This window comes from Streptomyces sp. NPDC043853 (assembly GCF_056436025.1).
In genome coordinates this window covers 102,936-121,883 of sequence record NZ_JBWKDJ010000018.1, presented here as the reverse complement: position 1 = coordinate 121,883, position 18,948 = coordinate 102,936, and the positions used below count along the sequence as shown (strand labels likewise).

General features: G+C 75.3%; 14 protein-coding genes and 1 pseudogene. 5 read left to right on the top strand and 10 right to left on the bottom strand.

Going from position 1 to position 18,948, the window contains the following annotated elements:
- Positions 1-53: 53 nt before the first annotated feature.
- From AC067U_RS33540 to AC067U_RS33525, 4 genes and pseudogenes are all read left to right on the top strand, one after another.
- Positions 54-620 (top strand): annotated as a pseudogene (locus AC067U_RS33540) (class I SAM-dependent methyltransferase); the annotation flags it as partial.
- 319 nt (positions 621-939) lie between these two features.
- Positions 940-1,332, top strand: a complete 393-nt coding sequence (locus tag AC067U_RS33535) for a hypothetical protein (protein ID WP_478833650.1) — start codon at positions 940-942, stop codon at positions 1,330-1,332.
- Positions 1,329-3,659: a tetratricopeptide repeat protein gene (locus AC067U_RS33530; protein WP_478833648.1), complete on the top strand. Its 2,331-nt coding sequence runs from the start codon at positions 1,329-1,331 to the stop codon at positions 3,657-3,659. Before AC067U_RS33535 ends, AC067U_RS33530 begins: the two co-directional genes overlap by 4 nt.
- Before the next feature lie 85 nt (positions 3,660-3,744).
- Entirely contained in the window at positions 3,745-4,752 is a 1,008-nt protein-coding gene (locus AC067U_RS33525; protein ID WP_478833600.1) for a WG repeat-containing protein, read from the top strand.
- A gap of 7 nt (positions 4,753-4,759) precedes the next feature.
- Here the strand turns inward: AC067U_RS33525 and AC067U_RS33520 are convergent, their stop codons facing one another.
- From AC067U_RS33520 to AC067U_RS33500, 5 genes are all read right to left on the bottom strand, one after another.
- Entirely contained in the window at positions 4,760-5,575 is an 816-nt protein-coding gene (locus AC067U_RS33520; RefSeq protein ID WP_478833599.1) for an ABC transporter permease, read from the bottom strand.
- Positions 5,572-6,648, bottom strand: a complete 1,077-nt coding sequence (locus AC067U_RS33515) for an ATP-binding cassette domain-containing protein (RefSeq protein ID WP_478833598.1) — start codon at positions 6,646-6,648, stop codon at positions 5,572-5,574. The genes AC067U_RS33520 and AC067U_RS33515 overlap by 4 nt, the downstream gene beginning before the upstream one ends.
- Before the next feature lie 142 nt (positions 6,649-6,790).
- Positions 6,791-7,960, bottom strand: a complete 1,170-nt coding sequence (locus tag AC067U_RS33510; protein WP_478833597.1) for a PP2C family protein-serine/threonine phosphatase — start codon at positions 7,958-7,960, stop codon at positions 6,791-6,793.
- Positions 7,961-8,221: 261 nt separating this feature from the next.
- Positions 8,222-9,700, bottom strand: a complete 1,479-nt coding sequence (locus tag AC067U_RS33505) for a hypothetical protein (RefSeq protein WP_478833596.1) — start codon at positions 9,698-9,700, stop codon at positions 8,222-8,224.
- A gap of 205 nt (positions 9,701-9,905) precedes the next feature.
- A complete protein-coding gene (locus tag AC067U_RS33500; protein ID WP_478833595.1) occupies positions 9,906-10,181 on the bottom strand; it encodes an isoamylase early set domain-containing protein in 276 nt (91 codons plus the stop codon).
- A 251-nt stretch (positions 10,182-10,432) separates the two neighbouring features.
- On the opposite strand from AC067U_RS33500, the gene AC067U_RS33495 reads away from it, so the two are divergent.
- Positions 10,433-10,972 (top strand): hypothetical protein, encoded by a 540-nt coding sequence (locus AC067U_RS33495; protein WP_478833647.1) that lies wholly within the window; start codon positions 10,433-10,435, stop codon positions 10,970-10,972.
- Between the two features lie 66 nt (positions 10,973-11,038).
- Here the strand turns inward: AC067U_RS33495 and AC067U_RS33490 are convergent, their stop codons facing one another.
- The 5 genes from AC067U_RS33490 to AC067U_RS33470 form a co-directional block, all read right to left on the bottom strand.
- Positions 11,039-11,230 carry a hypothetical protein gene (locus AC067U_RS33490; protein ID WP_478833594.1) on the bottom strand — a complete coding sequence of 64 codons (192 nt, stop codon included), beginning with the start codon at positions 11,228-11,230 and terminating at the stop codon, positions 11,039-11,041.
- A gap of 64 nt (positions 11,231-11,294) precedes the next feature.
- Positions 11,295-11,798, bottom strand: coding sequence for a GNAT family N-acetyltransferase (locus tag AC067U_RS33485; RefSeq protein WP_478833593.1), 504 nt, complete (start codon positions 11,796-11,798; stop codon positions 11,295-11,297).
- Positions 11,799-12,000: 202 nt separating this feature from the next.
- Positions 12,001-13,995 carry a hypothetical protein gene (locus AC067U_RS33480; RefSeq protein WP_478833592.1) on the bottom strand — a complete coding sequence of 665 codons (1,995 nt, stop codon included), beginning with the start codon at positions 13,993-13,995 and terminating at the stop codon, positions 12,001-12,003.
- Positions 13,992-17,771 (bottom strand): DUF5682 family protein, encoded by a 3,780-nt coding sequence (locus AC067U_RS33475; protein WP_478833591.1) that lies wholly within the window; start codon positions 17,769-17,771, stop codon positions 13,992-13,994. The genes AC067U_RS33480 and AC067U_RS33475 overlap by 4 nt, the downstream gene beginning before the upstream one ends.
- Positions 17,768-18,931: an ATP-binding protein gene (locus tag AC067U_RS33470; RefSeq protein WP_478833590.1), complete on the bottom strand. Its 1,164-nt coding sequence runs from the start codon at positions 18,929-18,931 to the stop codon at positions 17,768-17,770. The genes AC067U_RS33475 and AC067U_RS33470 overlap by 4 nt, the downstream gene beginning before the upstream one ends.
- Positions 18,932-18,948: the final 17 nt, after the last annotated feature.

Here is an 18,948-nt window from a genome sequence, read left to right as displayed (position 1 = left end):
CGGCGCCGGCGTGTCCGGAAGACCCGCCGGCACCCGCCGGGGATCGTGGGGCGATGAGGGAAGAGCGGTACGACACCTGGGCCCAAGGCCGCGCCTACGAACGGTACATGGGCAGGTGGAGCCGACCGGCCGCGGCCGGTTTCCTGACCTGGCTCGGCGCCGGAGACGGCCTGCGGTGGCTGGACGTGGGCTGCGGAACGGGCGCGCTGGCCGCGGCCGTCGCCGCCCGCTGCCGGCCCCGGACGGTGCTGGGGGTGGACCGGTCCGCCGGATTCGTGCGCGCGGCCCGCGCCGCGGCTCCCGCCCCGGTCCGCTTCGTGGTGGCCGACGCGCTGGCGCTGCCCGTGCGCGACGGGGCATGCGACGCGGCCGTGAGCGGACTGGCACTCAACTTCCTTCCGGCACCGGGCGCGGCGGTCGCCGAGGCGGCCCGTACGGTGCGGCGGGGCGGGGTGGTCGCCGCGTACGTGTGGGACTACGCCGAGCGCATGGAGTTCCTGCGCGCCTTCTGGGACGCCGCGGTGGCGGCGGACCCGGCGGCCGCCGCCCTGCACGAGGGCCGCCGCTTCACGGCGTGCCGCCCGGACCCGCTCCGGGCCCTGTGGGCGGGGGCGGGACTGACCGACGTGGCCGTGGCCCCGGTCGAGGTGCCCACCGTCTTCACCGGCTTCCCCGACCTGTGGGAGCCCTTCCTGGCCGGCCAGGGCCCCGCCCCCGGATACCTCGCCACCCTCGCCCCGGCCGCCCGGGACCGGCTGCGCGACGCGCTGGAGGCCGCCGTGCCCACCCGCCCGGACGGTTCCATCGCCTTGACCGCCCGCGCCTGGGCGGTCCGCGGACCCGGCCCGCCGGCACCGGCGCGGACCGGCCGGCCCGACCTTCGGGACCGGCTCCCGCGCCGGCCTTCCGCCGCGCCGCGCCCTCGTCCATCCTGGAGCCATGACGGGACGTCACTGGGCTTGGACCGGGGGCGCGGCCAGTGCGGTCGCCGCGGGGGCGCTGATCGCCTGGCTGGCCTCGGAAGGACTCGACCGGGCGGACAAGATCGCCGGGGTGGCGGGGCTGTTCGTGAGCCTCCTGGCACTGGGCGTGTCGGTGTGGCAGTTGTGGCGGTCGAGGCCGCAGGCCCCCGCCGCCACCCCCTTGGAGGTGGGCGGTTCGATGTCGCGGATCAAGGGCGTGGGCGGCGGCGTCCGCATCCGCCGGCGGGTGCCCAACGGTCCGCCGGGCCCCGCGGGAGCCCCGTCGCCCGCGCCGAGCGGCCGGATCGGCGGCCACTACGACGAGATCGAAGGCGTCCGGCGCGACGTGGAACTCACCGAGGAACCGTGACCCGGACCGGCCACGGGTGGCGGACGGGGCCCGAGGCCACCATCGTCGGCTCGACCGTCTTCGGCCCGGCCACCGTGATCAGCGGGGTGGGCGGCGACGTGGTGCTCAACCAACAGCCGCAGCCGCTCTACCACCTCGACCACGGGGTGCCGGCACCGCGCGTCTTCACCGTCGGGGAGGCCCGCGAGCAGCCGAGCCTCCTCCTCAACGCCCAGCACGAGCAGGTCGGGTTCGTCGGCCGTGCCGCCCTCCTGGAACGACTGCGGCACTGGCGGGACGCGACCGGGCCCGCGGTCTCCGTGCTCCTGCTCCACGGGCCCGGAGGACAGGGCAAATCCAGGCTGTCCGCCCGGTTCGCGAGGGCCTCGCAGGACGCGGACTGGACCGTCTTCCACGTCCGCCAGAGCGACGACTTCCGCACGGGGACGCACGGCGCGCCGGGGACACCGCCCGGTACCGGAGGCCCCGGTGTGCTCCTCGTCGTCGACTACGCCGAACGCTGGCCCGTCCCCGAACTCGTCACCTTCCTGCACGACTGCGGCCGGCAGACCCTCCCCGTCCGGGTCCTCCTGGTGGCCCGGCCGGCCGGCTGGTGGTGGGGCCGCCTGGCCCAGCGCATCCGGAAGCTCGACGTCACCGCCGCCGCCCTCGCGGTACCCGCACTCACCCTCGACGTCGGCCGGGACGTGCTCTTCGCCGGAGCACGGGACGCCTTCGCCCGGGCCCTCGACGTGCCGGCCGCCGCACACCTTCCCGTACCGGCCGAGCCGGGCGGCGACACCGACGCCACCGTCCTCGCAGTCCACATGGCCGCGCTCGCCGCCGTCGACTCCCTCCGGCGCGGCACCGCCGCCCCACGGGGCGGCGAGGAGATCTCGGCGTACCTGCTCGGCCGTGAGTCCGAGCACTGGGAGCGCCTCGCCGAACGCGGACGCACCCGCCTCACCGGCGAAGCCCTGGCCCAGACCGTGTTCACCGCGACCCTCACCGGGGCCCTGCCGTACGCCCAGGGGATCACGGCACTCGGCCGGGCGGGCATCGGCACGGCCGAACACCATGACCACGTCCTCAAGGACCACGCCGTGGCCTACCCGCCCGCGCGACCCGAACTGGTGCTGGAGCCCCTCTACCCGGACCGCCTGGGCGAGGACTTCATCGCGCTGATGATTCCCGGAGCCCCGGCGGACCCGGCCCTCTCGGACCCGTGGGCGGCGGGGGCCGTCGCCCGGCTGCTGTCCCCCGGCGCCGATGCCGAGGAGACCGGCGGACCCGGAGCGGCGGTCACCAGCGCGGGCCGGGGGCCCGCCTGGGCGCGGCGGACGATCGGCACGCTCGTCGAGACCGCCAAACGCTGGGACCACGTGGCCACGGGCGTGCTGGCACCGCTGCTCGCCGACCACCCCGACCTGATGCGGTCGGCCGGCCCGGTCGCCCTCGCGGGACTCGGCCGCGTCCCCGCCCTGCCGCTCGCCACCCTCCAGCGGTTCGAACGCGGCCTGGCCTGGCGCGACGCCGACACCGACGCCGGCGCGGCCGAACTCGCCCGCCGCCTCCACGGCGGCCGTATGCGTGCCGCGGCCGACGACACCGAGCGGGTCGCGCTCCTCGGCCACCTGGCGAGCCGCCTGCACCACGCCGGGCGGTACGACGACGCCCTGGCGCCGGTGGAGGAGGCCCTGCGGATCACCCGGTCGCAGGTCGCCGACGGGACGGCCCCACGAGCGGGCCTGGCCTCCATGCTGGACCTGGCGGGCATCCTGTACGACATGACGGGGCAGGAGGCCAAGGCCCTGGCCGCCAGCCGCCAGGCGGTCGACCACTACCGCCTGCTCGCCGCCGACGGCGACCCCAGGGCACGGGGCAAGCTCAGCTACGCCCTGGCCAACCTGGCGGCGCGGGGCCAGGACCCCGAGGACCGCCGGGCGGCCGCGCAGGAAGGCGCCGACCTCGCCCGGGAGCTCGCGGCGGACCCGGCCGCCCGGGAGAAGGGCGAACTCGCCGGATCCCTGCACAACCTCGGCAACGCGCTGCTCGCACTGGGCCGGCCCGAAGAGGCACGCGCCGCCCTGGCCGAGGCGGTGGAGCTCCGCCGGATCCAGGCGGGGCGGAACTTCGGCTACTACGCCGTGTACCTCCCTCCGGTGTTCATCGCGTACGCCACCGTCCTGATCCGCTGCGACCGGCCGGCGGACGCGGTGGCGGTGCTGACCGAGCGCGCGGAGGTGCTGCGCCGACTGGCCCGCTCCAACCCGGCCGCGTACGACGGACAACTGGCCCAGGCCCTGGCCGTCCTCGACCGGCTGGCGGAACGGCCGGTCACCGGCTGACGCGACGGGGCGGTGGCCGCCCGTGCCGCACAATGATCACCGTGACACACCGCCCCCCGCCCCCGGCGCGCCCTACGCCGTCCCGGTGGCAGGCGCAGACCCGTTCGGGACGAGGCGGGCGCTCGTCGACGGTACCGGGCAGCTCGTACGCCCGCCCGACCTCACCGCCGTCGGCCCGTTCCACGAGGACGCCGGGGGCGGTGTGACCGCCCCCGCCGCGGACCTGTCCGGGCGCTGGGGATACCTGGACGGGCGGGGCCGCTGGCTCACCGAACCCGGCCTGGAATGGGCGGGACCGTTCGACGGGGAGGGCCTCTCCCGGTTCCGCGCGGACGGGCTGTGGGGGTACGCGGACACCGCCGGCACGCCCGTGGTCCCCGTCCGGTTCACCGCCGCCCACACCTTCCACCACGGGCTGGCCGTCGTACACACCGACGAGGGCGCCGGGTTCACCGACCCGGCCGGCCGCATCGTGATCGGCGGCGGCTACCAGGCCGCAGGACCCTTCGGGTCCGTGGGCCTGGCCGGCGTACGGGCGGCCGCTACCGGCCGCTGCGGATACGTCGACCGTGAAGGGAACACGGTGATTCCCGCCCGGTTCGACGGGGCACGCCCGTTCGGTGCGGACGGGGCCGCCCCCGTACGGATCGGCGACCTGTGGGGCCTGCTGGACACCACGGGGGAGTGGATCGTCCGGCCGTCGTTCACCGTCCTGGAGCCCTTCGACGAGAACGGCCTGGCCTACGCCATCGGCGGGGCCACCGGCGCCGGCTTCCGGGGCTTCGTCGTGCGGTGCACCGGATCGCGAGCGTCTGCCTCGCCGCGGAGGCGCTGGCCGAGTACCCCTTCCTCCAGGATGGACGAACGACCGCTTCGAGGAGATCTTCGAAACCCTCCGGACCCGCCTGGACGCCCGGTACGGACCGCCGCTGCCGGACGCCGAGGCCGTCTTCCTGCGCACCGGCGACGGCGAGCGCTCCCGCACCTGGCGCGTGGGCACACGTCTGCTGGTCCTCCAGGAGTACGCGCTCGTGGGCGACGGCGATGTGGAACTCCAGATCTGCCTCGCCGCGATCGACGACTGAGGGCGTGATCCTCGGTCACTGGCCCCTGGAGCGGTAGGCGCGCAGGGCCAGCGGCATGAAGACCGCGGCGATGCCCGCAGCCCAGATCAGGGTCCACATCACCGACGATCCGACGGGGGTTCCCAGCAGCAGGGCGCGGAAGGCGTCCGACAACTGGGTCACCGGGTTGATCTCCACCCATGCCTGCAGCCAGCCGGGCATGGTCTCGACGCGGGCGAACGCGCTGCTGGTGAAGGTGAGGGGAAAGATGAAGGTGAAGGCGAAGACCTGCACCTTCTCCGCGTCACCGGCGAGCATTCCGGTCAGGACCGCCACCCACGAGACGGCGGCGGCGAAGGTCAGCAGCAACAGCGTCGCGCCGAGGAAGCCCGCCGCACTGCCGGTGAGCCGGAAGCCGAGCACCGTACCCAGCGCGATCATCAGCAGCATCGCCCAGAGCTGTTTCGCCAGGTCGGCCGTGATGCGCCCGAACAGGGGCGCCGAACGGGCGATGGGCAGGCTGCGGAGCCGGTCGAACACCCCCTTGGTGAGGTCGCTGTTCAGCGACATGGCGGTGTACACGCTCATGAACAGGGTGTTCTGCACGATGATGCCCGCCAGGGCGTACTGCAGGTACTCCTGGGGTGAGCCCGCCATCTGTCCGCCGAAGACATAGGTGAACAGGAAGACGAACATGATCGGCGTGATGCTGTAGTCGACGAGCTCGAGCGGGTTGTGCTTCACGGACACCAGACTGCGCCAGGCCATGGTGGCGGTCTGCCGCAGTGCCGCCACGGGATGTACCCGGCCGTGGCCTCCGATCGGTGTGCCGGTGACCGTAGCCGTGGTCATGACTGCCTCCCGGCCTTCTCGTACGCATCGTCCTCGTCGTCCCCCGCTCCCGGGTCCGGTGCTCCCGGGTCCGGCGCATCGCCGGGCCCGGCGTTCGCCCCGCTGCCTCCGCCCGCCGGGGCGCCGCCCGCCGGGGCGCCCGGCTCGGCCCGATGGCCGGTGAGCACCATGAACACCTCGTCCAGGGAGGAGCGGCGCAAGGTGAGCTCGCCCACCGCGATCCCCGCCTGGTCCAGTCTTCGCACCACGTTGGGCATCAGGCCCGGGTCGTTGACCGGCGCGGTGACCCCCTCGCCCTCGATCTTGGCCAGTGGACCGGCCTCCTCCACGACCACGGCGTGGGCCGCACCGAGGTCGGCGGCACGAACCGGGCGAAGCTCCAGTACCTGGCCTCCGACCTGCGATTTCAGCTCGTCCGGCGTGCCGTCGGCGATCACCCTGCCCTTGTCGATCACCACGATGTTGTCCGCGAGCCGGTCGGCCTCGTCCAGGTACTGCGTGGTCAGCAGCGCCGTCATGCCCTCCGCGACCAGACCGCGCACCATCTCCCAGACCTCACCGCGGCTGTGCGGGTCGAGCCCGGTGGTCGGCTCGTCCAGGAAGAGGATCCGGGGCCGCCCCACCAGGCTCGCCGCGAGGTCGAGCCGCCGCCTCATGCCGCCGGAGTAGGTCTTGGCCGCCCGCCCCGCCGCGTCGCCGAGCCCGAACCGGTCCAGAAGCCCGGCCGACCGGGCCCTTGCCTCCGGCCGGGACATGCCGAGCAGCCGGCCGATCATGAGTAGGTTCTCCGTGCCGGTCAGGTTCTCGTCGACCGCGGCGTACTGCCCGGTGAGCCCGATCAGGGAGCGGACCCGTCCGGCCTGCCGCACGACGTCGTACCCCCCGACCTCGGCCCGCCCGCCGTCCGGTCGCAGGAGGGTGGCGAAGATGCGGACCGCGGTCGTCTTGCCCGCACCGTTGGGGCCGAGCAGGCCGAGTACGGTGCCCGCGGGGACCCGGAGGTCCACGCCCGTCAGGGCGCGGGTCTCCTTGAACCGTTTGGCCAGGCCCTCGGCCTGGATCGCGTACGTCATGGGATCACTCCGGTTCCGTTCGGCCGGTCACGCCACTCCTCTCCACTGTGACCCACGCCACTGACAATGCCTTGCCCGGGCTCGGCATGACGGCGCATGACCGGCACAAGGGCCCGGCGGCCGACCGCCGGCGTCGTCCGGGTCAGGGATGCCATTCGGTCAGCAGGATGGTGGCGTCGTCGTGGAGGCGCTGGTCCTGGTGGTGCAGCACGTCCTGGACGAGTCGGCGCAAGGCCTCGGGGGCGCTGTCACCGGACGCCGTGGAGCGGATGACGGTGTCGGCCAGCCGCTGTTCGCCGAAGAGTTCGCCGTCGCGGGAACGCGCCTCGGTGACACCGTCGCTGTAGAGCAGGACGCGGTCGCCGGGCTGGAGCCGGGCGTGGTGGAGCACGGGCGCGGAATCGGAGTGGAAGGCGAACCCCAGGGGCAGCTGGGGATGCCGTTCCAGTGCGTGGGGGAGGACCCGTCCCTCACGGATGAGCAGGGGTGGCGGATGTCCGCAGTTGATCCAGGTGAACTCCCCGCCGGCGGAGTCGAGGTGCGCGAAGACCGCCGTCATCAGCCGCTGCGGCATCCACTGGGCCAGGGTGCGGTCGATGGTGGTGGCGATGTCCGTGAGGGAACCGCCCGCGCGCCGGGTGGACCGGCAGACGGCCAGCCCGACGGCGCTGGCGCCGCCGGAGGCCAGGTCGTGGCCCATCGCGTCCAGCAGCGTCAGGTGCAGGATCCCGTCGGTGAAGCTGTGGTCGAAGGCGTCACCGCCGATGTCGTACGCCGGTTCCAGGACGGCGCTGGAGGTGATCCGGGCGGTCCCGATGGTGCGCGGAGGCAGGAACGCCCAGAGCAGTTCGGCCTGGATGCTCATCCGCCGGGTGCGTTCCCGCTGGACCAGCAGGTCGCTGAAAGCGCCCTTGGACACCACCAGGAGAGTGGCCAGGCCGGCCAGCGCCCGACAAGCCTCCAGCGCGCCCGGGGTGAACACGGAGGCCGTGGCCTTCATGACGCCCACGCGTTCGATCCCGTCGTTCATCGGCACCCAGGCCGTGGTGCCGTCCCGCGACTGCCGGATCTCCTCGGTCCGGTAGGCGAGCCCGCCCAGCGAGGAGTCGATCGCCAGCTCCGCGTCCTCTTCCGTACCTCCCGGCTGCGGCAGCGCGATGAGCAGTGTCTGCTGGACGTCGCTCACGTACAGGCGGGTACGGAGCAACCCCAGGCGCCGGGCAGCGGTCTCGATCAGTAGGGGGATGTCCCGGGCCGTCGCCTGGTGGGAGGTCTCCAGAAGGTCCGCCAGCACGGCATCGGCATCGTTCACTGTCAGCGTGCCTCCCGGTCCTGGCCCTGCCGACCGGACCATCGGACGCGACCATAACCGCCGACGCGGGCACCCGGCCCGTCCGACACGGCGGAACGCCCGGCCGCGCCGCGAGGGCCACGAAGCGGAACCCCCGGCGGGAGGCGGACCGGGCGGGCGAGGGCCGCGCCGCCACGAGCGAGCCGGCCACGGGGGACCGCACGGCCACGAGCGAGCCGGCCACTGGGCCCGTGCCGCGCAAGGGCGGGTGCCGAGTTCCCCTCAGCGACCCGCCGCCGCGGCGGCACCCGGGGCCCGGCCCGCGAGCGCGGCGCTCAGCCGCCGCGCCCCGGCGACGGTCCGGGAGGACCCGGGACGGGCCGCGACCGCCGCCACCCCGGCCGGGACCGGGCCCGCCGCCCCGCACCGCTCCACGCACTCTGCGGCGACGCCCAGCACCTCACCCGCACCCCGCACCGATGGCAGCAGGACCGGCAGCACCTCGGCGAGGACTTCCCACACCGTCCGGTACGCCCCCGCCTCCGCAGCCCAACGGGCAGCATCGGCAAGCCGGTTGGGCTTGACGGTGCCCAGCGCGGCCATCGCCGCCAGCTCCCGCCCGAGCAGCCCGGTGTCCAGCTCACCGCGGGCCGCCAGCACCAGTAGTGCCTCCACCGCCGGGCGATGGCTCTCGGGGGACCGTCCGCCCAGCCCCGCCGCCACCGCGGCGTGCAGCGCCGGCCCCGCGGGCCCGCCCAGCCGGGCGAGGTGCGGCAGCATCCACGCGCCTCCGTGGTCGCCCGCCGTCGCGGCCAGCGTCACGCCGGGCAGCAGCCACGCGGCCTGGGACTCGCGATCCCCGGGCAGCACCGAGGCCCGGACGGCATGGCCCGCGTGCCAGTGATAGCACTGGGTGAATCCCTCGTGCGGACGGCCCAGCCAGTGGAACGCATCAGGGAACTCCCGTGACACCACCGGTCGTTCACCACTGGCGAAGGCGACCTGTGGGACGGCGGCACCGGTCCGCGCCCAAGCCCGGTGCGCCCCCGGATCAGGCGTGACCACCCGGCGCAGTGCCGTACCGGGCTCCCCGTCCACACCGAGCCAGGCCGCGAGCCGATCGCCCTCCACGGTCCCGAGCCGCGCCGCCGCCGCGGCGGCCCCCGGGGCCGACGGATCCCCACGGCGTAAGCGCAGCAGCGCCTGCGCGAAGTCGGCGGGTCCGGGCCGAGCCCCCAGCCGCGCGTACTCCTCCAGCCGCCCGACCAGCTCGGCCGGGTCCAGTGCGCCCGTGTCCCAGGTAGGCGTGGCCAGCAGGAACGGCAGGGGCCGGCCGTGCAGCAGCGCGTACCCGGCCTCGCGCACCCGCGCGGCCACCACCAGCTCCAACCCGCCCTGCGCACAGCCTTCGTGCCCCCGGTCCCGCCGTACGTACTCGGGCCTGAGGCTGTAGCCCGGCACCCGGGCGAGCAGCGTGGCCACCACGACGTCCAGCGCCCCGAGCCGCCACGCCTCGATGTCCTCCTCGGCGTAGCGGTGCCCCAGCGCTGCGGACAGGGCGAGGGCCAGTCCGTTGCGGTCGCGGTGGGCCTGCCGCACCAGCCCGTCGAGCGCGAGCTCGAACCCTTCCACGGTGTGCACGCGGGCATCAAGATGAGCCGCCGCCGACGCGACGGCCCCATCGATCCCCCCGGCCGCGCCGACGACAGGGCGCTCGGGCGGCACGGTCGGCAGGACGTCCTGAGCGGCATTCCAGATCATGCCGCAACGCTAGACCCACCCACCGACACCCCCGGGGCCCGTCCTGGGGACGGGTCGCTCACGGGCGCGCCGAACAGTGAGGCCCCGGGACGGTCGCCCGTCCCGGGGCCTCACTGGCTTCGCTTGACCACTCCCTTCAACGACCGGCCCGGGAGTTCGTCACGGCCGCTGGCCGACAGGCAGGGGGTGAGGAGGGTCCGGCCCCTCAGGTGTGGAGGCGGCTGTTGGTCCCGTCGTGGCTGTCGGCGCCCTCGTCGTCGAACCAGTAATCGCCCGCCGCCAGGTAGCGGAACGCGTGCGTGCCGTGCGCCGGAAGGGTGACGCTGACGGCGCGCGTGCCGTCGCCCCGCGCTTCCAGCGGATGGGCCGCCGGATTCCAGTGGTTGAAGTCCCCGACCACGCTGACCGGACCGTGCGGAGTGTTCTCGGGGAGGATGAAGGTGACCTGGGTGCGGCCCTTGAGCTGCTTGCGTTCGAGCACCGAAAGACTCCGGGGGCGTAGCGGGAGTGGGGCGGTGGGGCTGTGGGTGATGAGGCTTGAGCATCCTCACTCGGCCGTCGCGCCGCCGACGCGGTACACGCCGCCGGGCGACCGGCCATCACTCGGTCGGCCGCCGCGCGCGGCCCGGCCCCGGCCCGGGCGCTCCCGGACCGCCCTCCCCGAGGACGGCACCCTGCCCCGGTGCCGTGGAACGGATCGCCAACCCGGCGGCGCACTGGCACTCTGCCTCCGTGGACCGTGCAGAGGCATTGCTCATCGGCGGACGCGCCGGCGTCGGGAAAACAACGGTGGCATGGGAGGTTTCGGCGCGCCTGCGCGCCGCAGCGATCCCCCACGCGATCATCGAGGGCGATTTCATGGGACAGGTGCATCCGGCGCCGGAGGACGACCCCGATCGCTCGGAGATCACGACACGGAACCTCACGGCCGTGTGGGCGAACTACGCCCGTCTGGGCTACCGCCGCCTCGTCTACACGAACACCGCGAGCGTGCTGCCCGAGGCGACACCCATGTTCGAGCGAGCCATGGGACCGGACCTGCGGATCATCCGAATCCTGCTCACTGCCACCGACGCCACCACCACGGAGCGCCTGACGGCCCGTGAACGGGGCTCGGAACTGCATCAGGAGCTCCGGAACAGCATCCGCAGGGCCCGGATCCTGGACGAGCGTGCACCGGCGGAGACCCTGCGCGTGGCCACCGACGGAAGAACGGTCGTGGACATCGCCCGCGAACTGGTCGCCCTGACCGGCTGGGGCCGCGCCGGGTGACTCCGAACCAGTACGCGCGCTGGTTGTCGGACCGCACACATACGGCGGGGCCACCGCAGGTGGCGATCAGCGCGGCGAGAACGCGCCGGTCGTGGGGGTCTTCAGGACCCGGGTCAGGTAGGCGATCAAGGATGGCAGGCCGTCCTTCGGTCGGCAGCATCGAGGACGCGCCTTTGCGGCGGCCATGTGCCCGAGCGCGGGCGAGATCAACTGGGACAGCCCGTGCCGGCCGAGCCGGCCGGCCTCCGCTGCTGTCATCTTGACCGCTCCGCCCGGGCGTACTCGGTCACGTGGGCGTCAGGTCCCGGAGCGCGACCTCGCGTCACGGCAACGGGCGGGTGAGCCATGCCACTTCGCCGCTGTCTTCCGTGGAGACGTGATCGCGCTCGAACCCGAGCTTCTCCAGGACATGGAACGACGGTGTGTTCCAGGTGGCGACGGTCGCCCAGAGCCGCTTCCGCCCGGTTGCCACAGCGGCATCGAGCACCGCGCCCGCTGCCTCGGTGGCGTAGCCACGCCCATGAGCGCGCCGGAACAACTCGTACGCGATTTCGGGCTCCTCCAGGGTGGAGCGGCCGATGATCAACCCGCAATAGCCGATGAAGTCGCCTTCGTCACGGCGCTGGACGGGCAGCAGGGCGATCCGCGTGCTCGCCGCTGCGGTGAGCTGCTTCGCGATGACCGTCCGGGCGTGCTCAAGCGTGGGCGTCCCGTTGCCGCGTTCGGACTGGAGGGCGCGGAGTTCAGCGGCGTCCGACTCGGCCCACGGCCGCAGTATCAGCCGCTCGGTTTCCAGGTGGAACGGCATCGTCTCGTACGCAGGCATGCCCCCACTCTGCCCCACGGACCGTTCCACACCGTTCCACGCCGTTCCACACCGTTCCACAGCGCGCGGAGGCATACTCACCCGGGGATCGGCGGCCGTCGATCCGTTTTCCTGGCCGGACGCTTTGGGAACAGCCGCCGCGACTGCCGACGGGGCGCTGCGTCTCGCCCCGTCGGCCGCCCGTCGGCCGCCCCTCGGGTGGTCATGACCAGGAGGCGGCCACCAGCGAGCGTTCGGCCGCCGCCAGGTGGACGGCCGTGGCGAGCCAGGATCTGGCGTAGCGGTCGGCGGAGGGCTCGGTGAGACGGCCGAAGGCATCGCGGGTACGCCGGTCCGCCTCGGCGGTCAGGAGGTCCGTCAGGTCGGCCGCCGTGCCGAAGCCGACGCGGCGCAGCAGGTCGGGGCGGCTCACCGGTTCCCCGCCGCGGGCGGCTTCGGCCACCGCGCGCCGGCCGCCGGCCACCCCGGTCTCCAGGAGTCGGCGTACCCGCCACAGGGGCGAGTCGGACAGGGGGTCCGGTCCGGCCGTGGCGGCACCCGGGGGTACGGCGGGGGAGCCGCTCGGGAGATGGACGCCCTGGAGCAGGTCGTAGCCGAGGTCGGCCCGGCCCAGCCACTCCTCGGGCAGCCGCAGGGTGTACTCCGCTCCCGGTACCGGCCCGACCGCGAGCGGGCGCAGGGTGGCGGCCCGGTCCAGGTCGGGGCGCCCCAGGACGCGCAGCCTCAGCCCGGGTCGGCCCGCCAGCCGGCGCAGGTTGGCGAGGTGCGGCAGCTCGGGGTGCGGATGGGCGGGCAGCAGCCGCAGCACCGGTGCCCCCTCGCGCACCGAGCCGTCCGCCGCCAGCTCGCGGACCAGCAGCTGCTCGCCCGCCGCACCGACGACCTCCACATCGCAGCCGAGCAGTTCGGGCCGGGCGTCGTCCCCCGCCGCGTCGGCGCCCAGCCGGTCCGCCACCGCCTCGGCGGCCGGGCGGGCGAACAGGGCGGCCACCGGCTCGTCCGTCCAGGACACCCCGGGCAGGGGGGTCGCCTTGACGCCGCGGCCGGCGCCGAGCCGGCCGTCGGCCGACACCGTAGCGCCCACGATCAGCAGCCCGCCGCGGGCCAGCCCGGCATGGTCCAGCGTCGCGCCGCCGATGGCCACGGACGCGGAACCGGCACCCCGGGCGCGGGCCAGCCCGCCCGGCTTGACGTCGGAGACCGACAGCCGCACGCCGTCCGGGGTGAGCACATGGGTGACCACCCCGCCGTACCCGGTGGCGGAGAGCACCGGCTCCCGGCACAGGCCGTACGCGCGCAGGCTGCCGCCGGGCCGATAGGCGCGGCGGCCGCTGCCCGCGATCGCGGGGTCGGCCGTGCCCGATGCCAGGACGGTGCAGATCCACAGCAGTTCGCGGAAGGCGCCGGTGAGGTCGGCCAGCCGCTGGGTGGAACTGCGGTCCCGGGCGGCGCGCAGCCCGCGCACCAGACGCAGGGTGGCCGCCTCGGCGCGGGGCAGTCCGGCCACCCGGGCGCTGTGCGCGGCCCGCAGCAGCTCCGCCTGCACCACGGCGCCGGCGGCCGGGACACCGGCTGCGAGGGCCGCGGCGGCGGCCTGCCACAGTGCCTCGGCGGCGGCGATCTGCGCGGTGGTGAGCCGTTGCCGGTCAGGGTCGGTCTCGCCCGGAGGAACCTCCGCCGTAACGGACGCGAGCGCTTCCGGTGCCGCGGGCTGCGCGTCGGAAGGCGCCTCGCCGGACGGGACGTCCGAGAGGGCGGGTTCGGCCGCTCCGCCACCGGCCCCGTTCGGGATTCCGCCCCCGGCCCCGGCCGTGGCCCCGGCCGCAACCCCCGAACTCCCCTTGCCGTCCCCCTCCCCTTCCACCGGTGCATCGGCGAGCGGAGCCGCGCCGAGCACGGCGGCCCGGTGCAGGCACCGGGGTGCCAGCAGACAGGTGCACCCCGCCTGGGCGGCGGACGTGACGGTACCCGAAGGCCCGGGACACAGGGTGACCACGGCGTCCTCGCCGAAGCGGACGGTGACCCGGCCGTCCTCCGCCGGAGCCGCCCCCGCGCCGCACCCGGCGATGGCGGCGTCCAGCTTCTTGCGCAGCCGCGCGGTGAGCCCCTCGACGGCCTCGGCCAGGACATCGGGTGCCACCGGCGGCAGCGCGACTTCCGCAGGAGGTGTGGCGGTCGCGGGGGACGTGGCGGTCAACGGGCATCTCCACGGAGGCGGTCGCCCACCCAGCGGGCGAGGGCGAGGGGACTGAGTGCGGCCACCGGCATGCCGGCCGCGACGAGTTGACGGGCGATCGGAACGGAGTAACGCGGGGTGCCGGTGTCGTCGAGGGCGGCGCAACCCAGCAGATGGGCCCCGGAAGCGGCCAGCGCCCGGACCTCGCCGAGCAGTCCGGCCACCGGGAGTCCCTCCTCGAAGTCGCTCACCACGACGACGAGCGTGCGGCTCGGCACGGTGATCAGCGAACGGGCATGGGCGAGACCGGCCGCGATGTGCGTACCGCCGCCGACCCGTACTTCCAGCAGCAGCGACAGCGGGTCGTCGACCCGGTCGGTCAGGTCGACCACGTCGGTGGAGAAGGCGAGGAAATGCGTGGACAGCGTCGGCACTCCCGCCAGGACGGCGGCGGTCAGCGCTGACCAGATCACCGATGCCTCCATCGAGCCCGAGACGTCGACGACCAGCACCAGCCGCCAGTCGGCCTCGCGGCTCACCCGGGTGCTGAACACGGGCCGTTCCGGGACCACCCGCACCCGACCGTCCGCCAGCCGGCGCGTGTGCGCCAGGTTCGCACGCAGCGTGCGGGCCAGGTCCAGCCGCCCGCCGGGACGGCGGGTGGGGCGCGGTGTGGCCAGACCGGACAGGGCGGGACGCGTCCGGGTGGCCAGCTCCTCGGCGAGTTCCTCCACCAGCCGTTTGACCAGGGGCCGGAGCTTCGCCACCTGGTGCTCGGGCATCCCGCCGGCCAGCGACAGCACCGAGGTGAGCAGCTCCACCGACGGGCGTACGGCCGCCGGATCGAGCTGGGTCAGGACATCGGTGCGGCCCGCGTCGGCCGCCGCCGCGAGCACTTCCTCGCGCACGTCGGCGCCGAACAGCGCCTCCAGTTCCGCAGACCACTCCCGGGCCGTGGGGAAGGAAGCCTCCTGCCCGCCGCCGGGGCCCTGGGCACCGCCCCGCTCCAGGTCCGAAGACCCCTCGCCGCGCCCCGCACCGTACAGCTCGTCCAGTGCGCGGGCGTGGCGGCGTACGTCGGCGGGGAGCCGCTCGGGCTCACGGCCCAGCAGCAGCCGCCAGCGGTCGGCCGGACCGATGCGCAGCACGGCGGATGCCGCGATCGGCTGTCCGTCCGACGGCACCCCGGAGCCGGCACCCCCGGCCGGGCCCCGGGCGTCCTGCCCCGGCGGCGGGTCGATCGGCGTCGGCACCGGACCCGGCGCCGAGCCCGTTCCCGGCGCCGAGCCCGTTCCCGGCGCCGTGGCCGCTCCCGGCCCCCGCGCGGGCCCGGCCGCCGCCCCTACGCCCGGGTCGGCGGCCTCCCGCAGGACCTTCAGGGCGGCCGCCCCGGCCGCGTCTGCCGCCGCCCACAGGGCGAGCAGCGCCGGCGGCGCATCGAGGGACAGGTCGATCCGGTCGCCGAGACGGCCGGACACGGCGGCCAGCATCCGTTCGCGCGCGGCGGGGGACAGCACGTCGAACCCGCCGCGCAGGGCGGGCAGCCGGTCCAGGAACTCCAGGTCCCCGAGCGTCTCGACCCGGTCCAGCAGCGGGTCCAGGGCCGCCGCGGAAACCTGTAGCAGCGGACCGGCGGCGGCCAGCAGGCCGGTGAGACGGCGGGTCAGCCGACGTCGGCCGTCCGGACCGGTGGCCCCGTCGACCCACCCGGCGGTGCGCCCGCCCAGATCCGTCGTCCGCTCCAGGTCGAGCAGCACCCGCACCGCCAGGGCCGCGCCCTGCATCAGCGGCGAACCGGTCTCGCCCAGGCCGGCCAGCGCACGGTCCAGTCGCAGACCGAGGTGGTGTGCGGCGGCCCGGTCGGCCAGGGCCACCAGTGCGGCGGCGTCGGCGGGGTCGTCACTGCCCGCCAGGCCGGGCAGCGTACGCACCGCCGCCTCGAGCAGCTCCGCGGCGAGGGCGGCGGCCGCAGCCCGGCCCTCGGCGCCGGCACCCGGCAGATGACCCCGGTGCAGGGCCTCCAACAGATCGAGGGCCGCGAGGAGTTCCGGCAGGGACGCCGACCCGGGCAGCACCTCCGCCGCCTCCACCAGTCGTACGGCGACCAGCTCGGGCAGATCGCAACGGGCAGCCGCGCCCAGGCCGGTGAGGATCCGGTCGCAGGTCGGCCCGCCGTCGGCGGCCTCCCGGCGGGCGGTCTCGCGCAGGGTTCCGGCCGCGGCCTGGGCCACGGTCACCCCGCGTACGCCCGCCAGGTCGAGGCGGGCCGGCACGGACGGCGTCCACGACAGCCGCCACCTGGTGCCCAGGGCGGTCCCGTCGCCGGTCCCCGCGACCCTCAGCGGCTCGCCGTAGGACGCACCGCACACCAGCAGGCGCTGCAGCAGGATCTCCCGCCGGCCGTCGAGCGGCGAGCGCAGCGGGTCGAGCCGCACCTCGCGCGCCGCAGGCTCCTCCGGGCACGGCAGCCGCAGCTCCGCCAACTCCCTCTCCACGGCGGGCCCCAGCCCGGAGCGCGGAGTGCGGGGCGACAGCCGGCCGCGCCCGGCGCCGACCAGTACGGCGTCCAGCGCGCGGGCCAGCGCCCGGCCGCGGCCCAGCAGTTCGCCCTGGCCGAGCACGGTCGTGACGGCCTCCAGCAGTTCGCCCCGACCCGGGGCGGGCAGCCCGCGCAGCCGGGCCAGGTCCCCGGCCAGCCGCAGTGTCTCGGCGGCCTCCCCGGTGCCCGCCGTGTGTCCGGCGCCGCGCAGTTCGCGGCAGACGCCGGTGACGGCGTGCGCGGCGGCCTCCTGCACCCGCTCGGGGTCGCCGCCCGCCCCCAGCACGGCCTGCTGCCACAGCGGATCGCGGATGCCCGCCGGATAGCCCGAGCGGGCATCCAGCAGATCGAAGGAGTACGGGACGAGCGAGGTCACCGGCGCCTCCTCGGGCCGCGCCCGGTCCGCACCGGAGGCGGCATCCGGCGGGCCCGAGGCGACGCCCGTGCCGATGCCCTCACCGACGGCCCCGTCCTCACCGACGGCCCCTTCCTCCTCGGCGGGAGCGAGCAGGGCCGGGGCGTGGAAGGCGCCGACAACGGCGGCGACCGCGCGGCCCCCGGCCGCCGCGCCGCGGATCACCCGCCGCATGTGGGCCTCGCGGGCCAGATCGGTGGCCGGTACCCCACCGCGGGCCTCGGCGTCCCGGCGCAGCGCCCAGCCCACGCCGAGCGCGGCCCGGCGGACCGCTTCCGGCGGGCAGCCGGGTGCGAGGACCTCCACGGCACGGTCCCACAGGTCCTCGCCCTCGCGTCCCGTGCCCGCGGCGGCGAGTGCCCCGGCGAAGGAGCGCCCGGCGACCGCGCCCGCAGGCCGGGCGTCGCCGGGAGTCCCGTCGCCCTGCTCGCCCCGTACGTCAGCGGCCTGCGCCGTCTCCGTCAGTGACCAGCCCTCGTCCCCCAACGGCAGGTCGCAGCAGAGCACTTCCACCCCGTGCTCCCGTGCCCAGCGGACCGCCGCCAGCTCGGGGGAGAAGTCGGCGAACGGGTAGAAGGACGACCGGCCACCGAGCCCGGCGGCCGCCAGGGCCACCGGGGCCACGGTCTCTGGATCGGCCAGGTGCGGCAGCCAGTCCTGGAAGTCGGCGGGCAGCTCCACGCAGACGACCTCGGCGCCCGAGGCCTCCAGCAGGGCCGGAGTCACCGCGGCCAGCGCCGGGCTGTGGTGCCGTACACCGAGCAGGAACGGCAGCCGGGACGCTCCCAGTACGTCCACGGCCGCACTCGGGTCGTTCGGGGCAGCGGTCGCTCCGGCCCTCACGTCAGGCTCCCGCGCAGGTCCCACAGACGGCGCCACATGGCCGAGCCCTCCTCGGCCCGGCGCCGGACCGGACCGTCCCAGTACCCCAGCAGCCGGTCGTGGTCGGCGGGGTCGTCCTTGCGGACCACTCCGAGGACATGGCCGGGCAGCAGGTCCAGCACATCGCCGGCCGGCAGGTAGGCGGTGGCGACCCCGAGCGAGGTCGCCACCTGCACCGCCTCGGCGGTGGACATCACCGTGCCCGGCCGCTCGACGTCCCAGCCCTCCGCGGAACGCCCGGACCGCAGATCACGGAAGACGGTCACGAGGGCGTCCAGCACCGCGTCGTCGACGCCGAACCCGGCGCCCGCGCGCTCCACCGCGGCGACGGCCTGACGGCGGACCAGGGCGGCCTCCGCACCGGCGTCGGCGATCGGCCGGACCGTCTCGAAGTTGAAGCGCCGTTTGAGCGCGGCGGACATCTCGGAGACCCCGCGGTCGCGCAGGTTGGCGGTGGCGATGACGGTGAAGCCGGGGGCCGCGGCGACCACCGCGTCCTCGGTCGCGGTCAGTTCGGGCACGCTGACCCTCCGCTCGGACAGGATCGACACCAGGGCGTCCTGCACCTCGGGGAGGCAGCGGGTGATCTCCTCGACGCGGGCCACCCGCCCCGTGCGCATGGCCGTCAGCACCGGCGAGTCGACGAGGGCCTGCGAGGTGGGGCCCTGGGCGAGCAGCAGCGCGTAGTTCCAGCCGTACCGGAAGGCGTCCTCGGTGGTGCCGGCGGTGCCCTGGACGGTCAGGGCGCTGGTGCCGCAGACGGCGGCCGACAGCAGTTCGGACAGCAGGGACTTGGCCGTGCCGGGCTCACCGACGAGCAGCAGGCCGCGCTCTCCGGCCAGGGTGACCACACAGCGTTCGACCAGTGCGCGTTCGCCGACGAACTTCGGGGTGACGGCCAGCTTGGCGGGCAGCCCGGCGCGGCGCTCCGGCAGGGCCAGTTCCTCGCCGCCGCTGCCGCAGACGAAGGTGACGACGGCGCGCGGGGTCAGTGCCCAGCCGGGCGGGCGGGGACCGGTGTCCTGGGCGGCGAGGAAGGCCAGTTCGGCTGCGTACCGCTCCTCGGCGGGGAGCACCTGCCGGGCGGCGGGTGCGGTGGAAGGGTGATCGGTGACGGTCATCGGATGTCCTTGAAGTT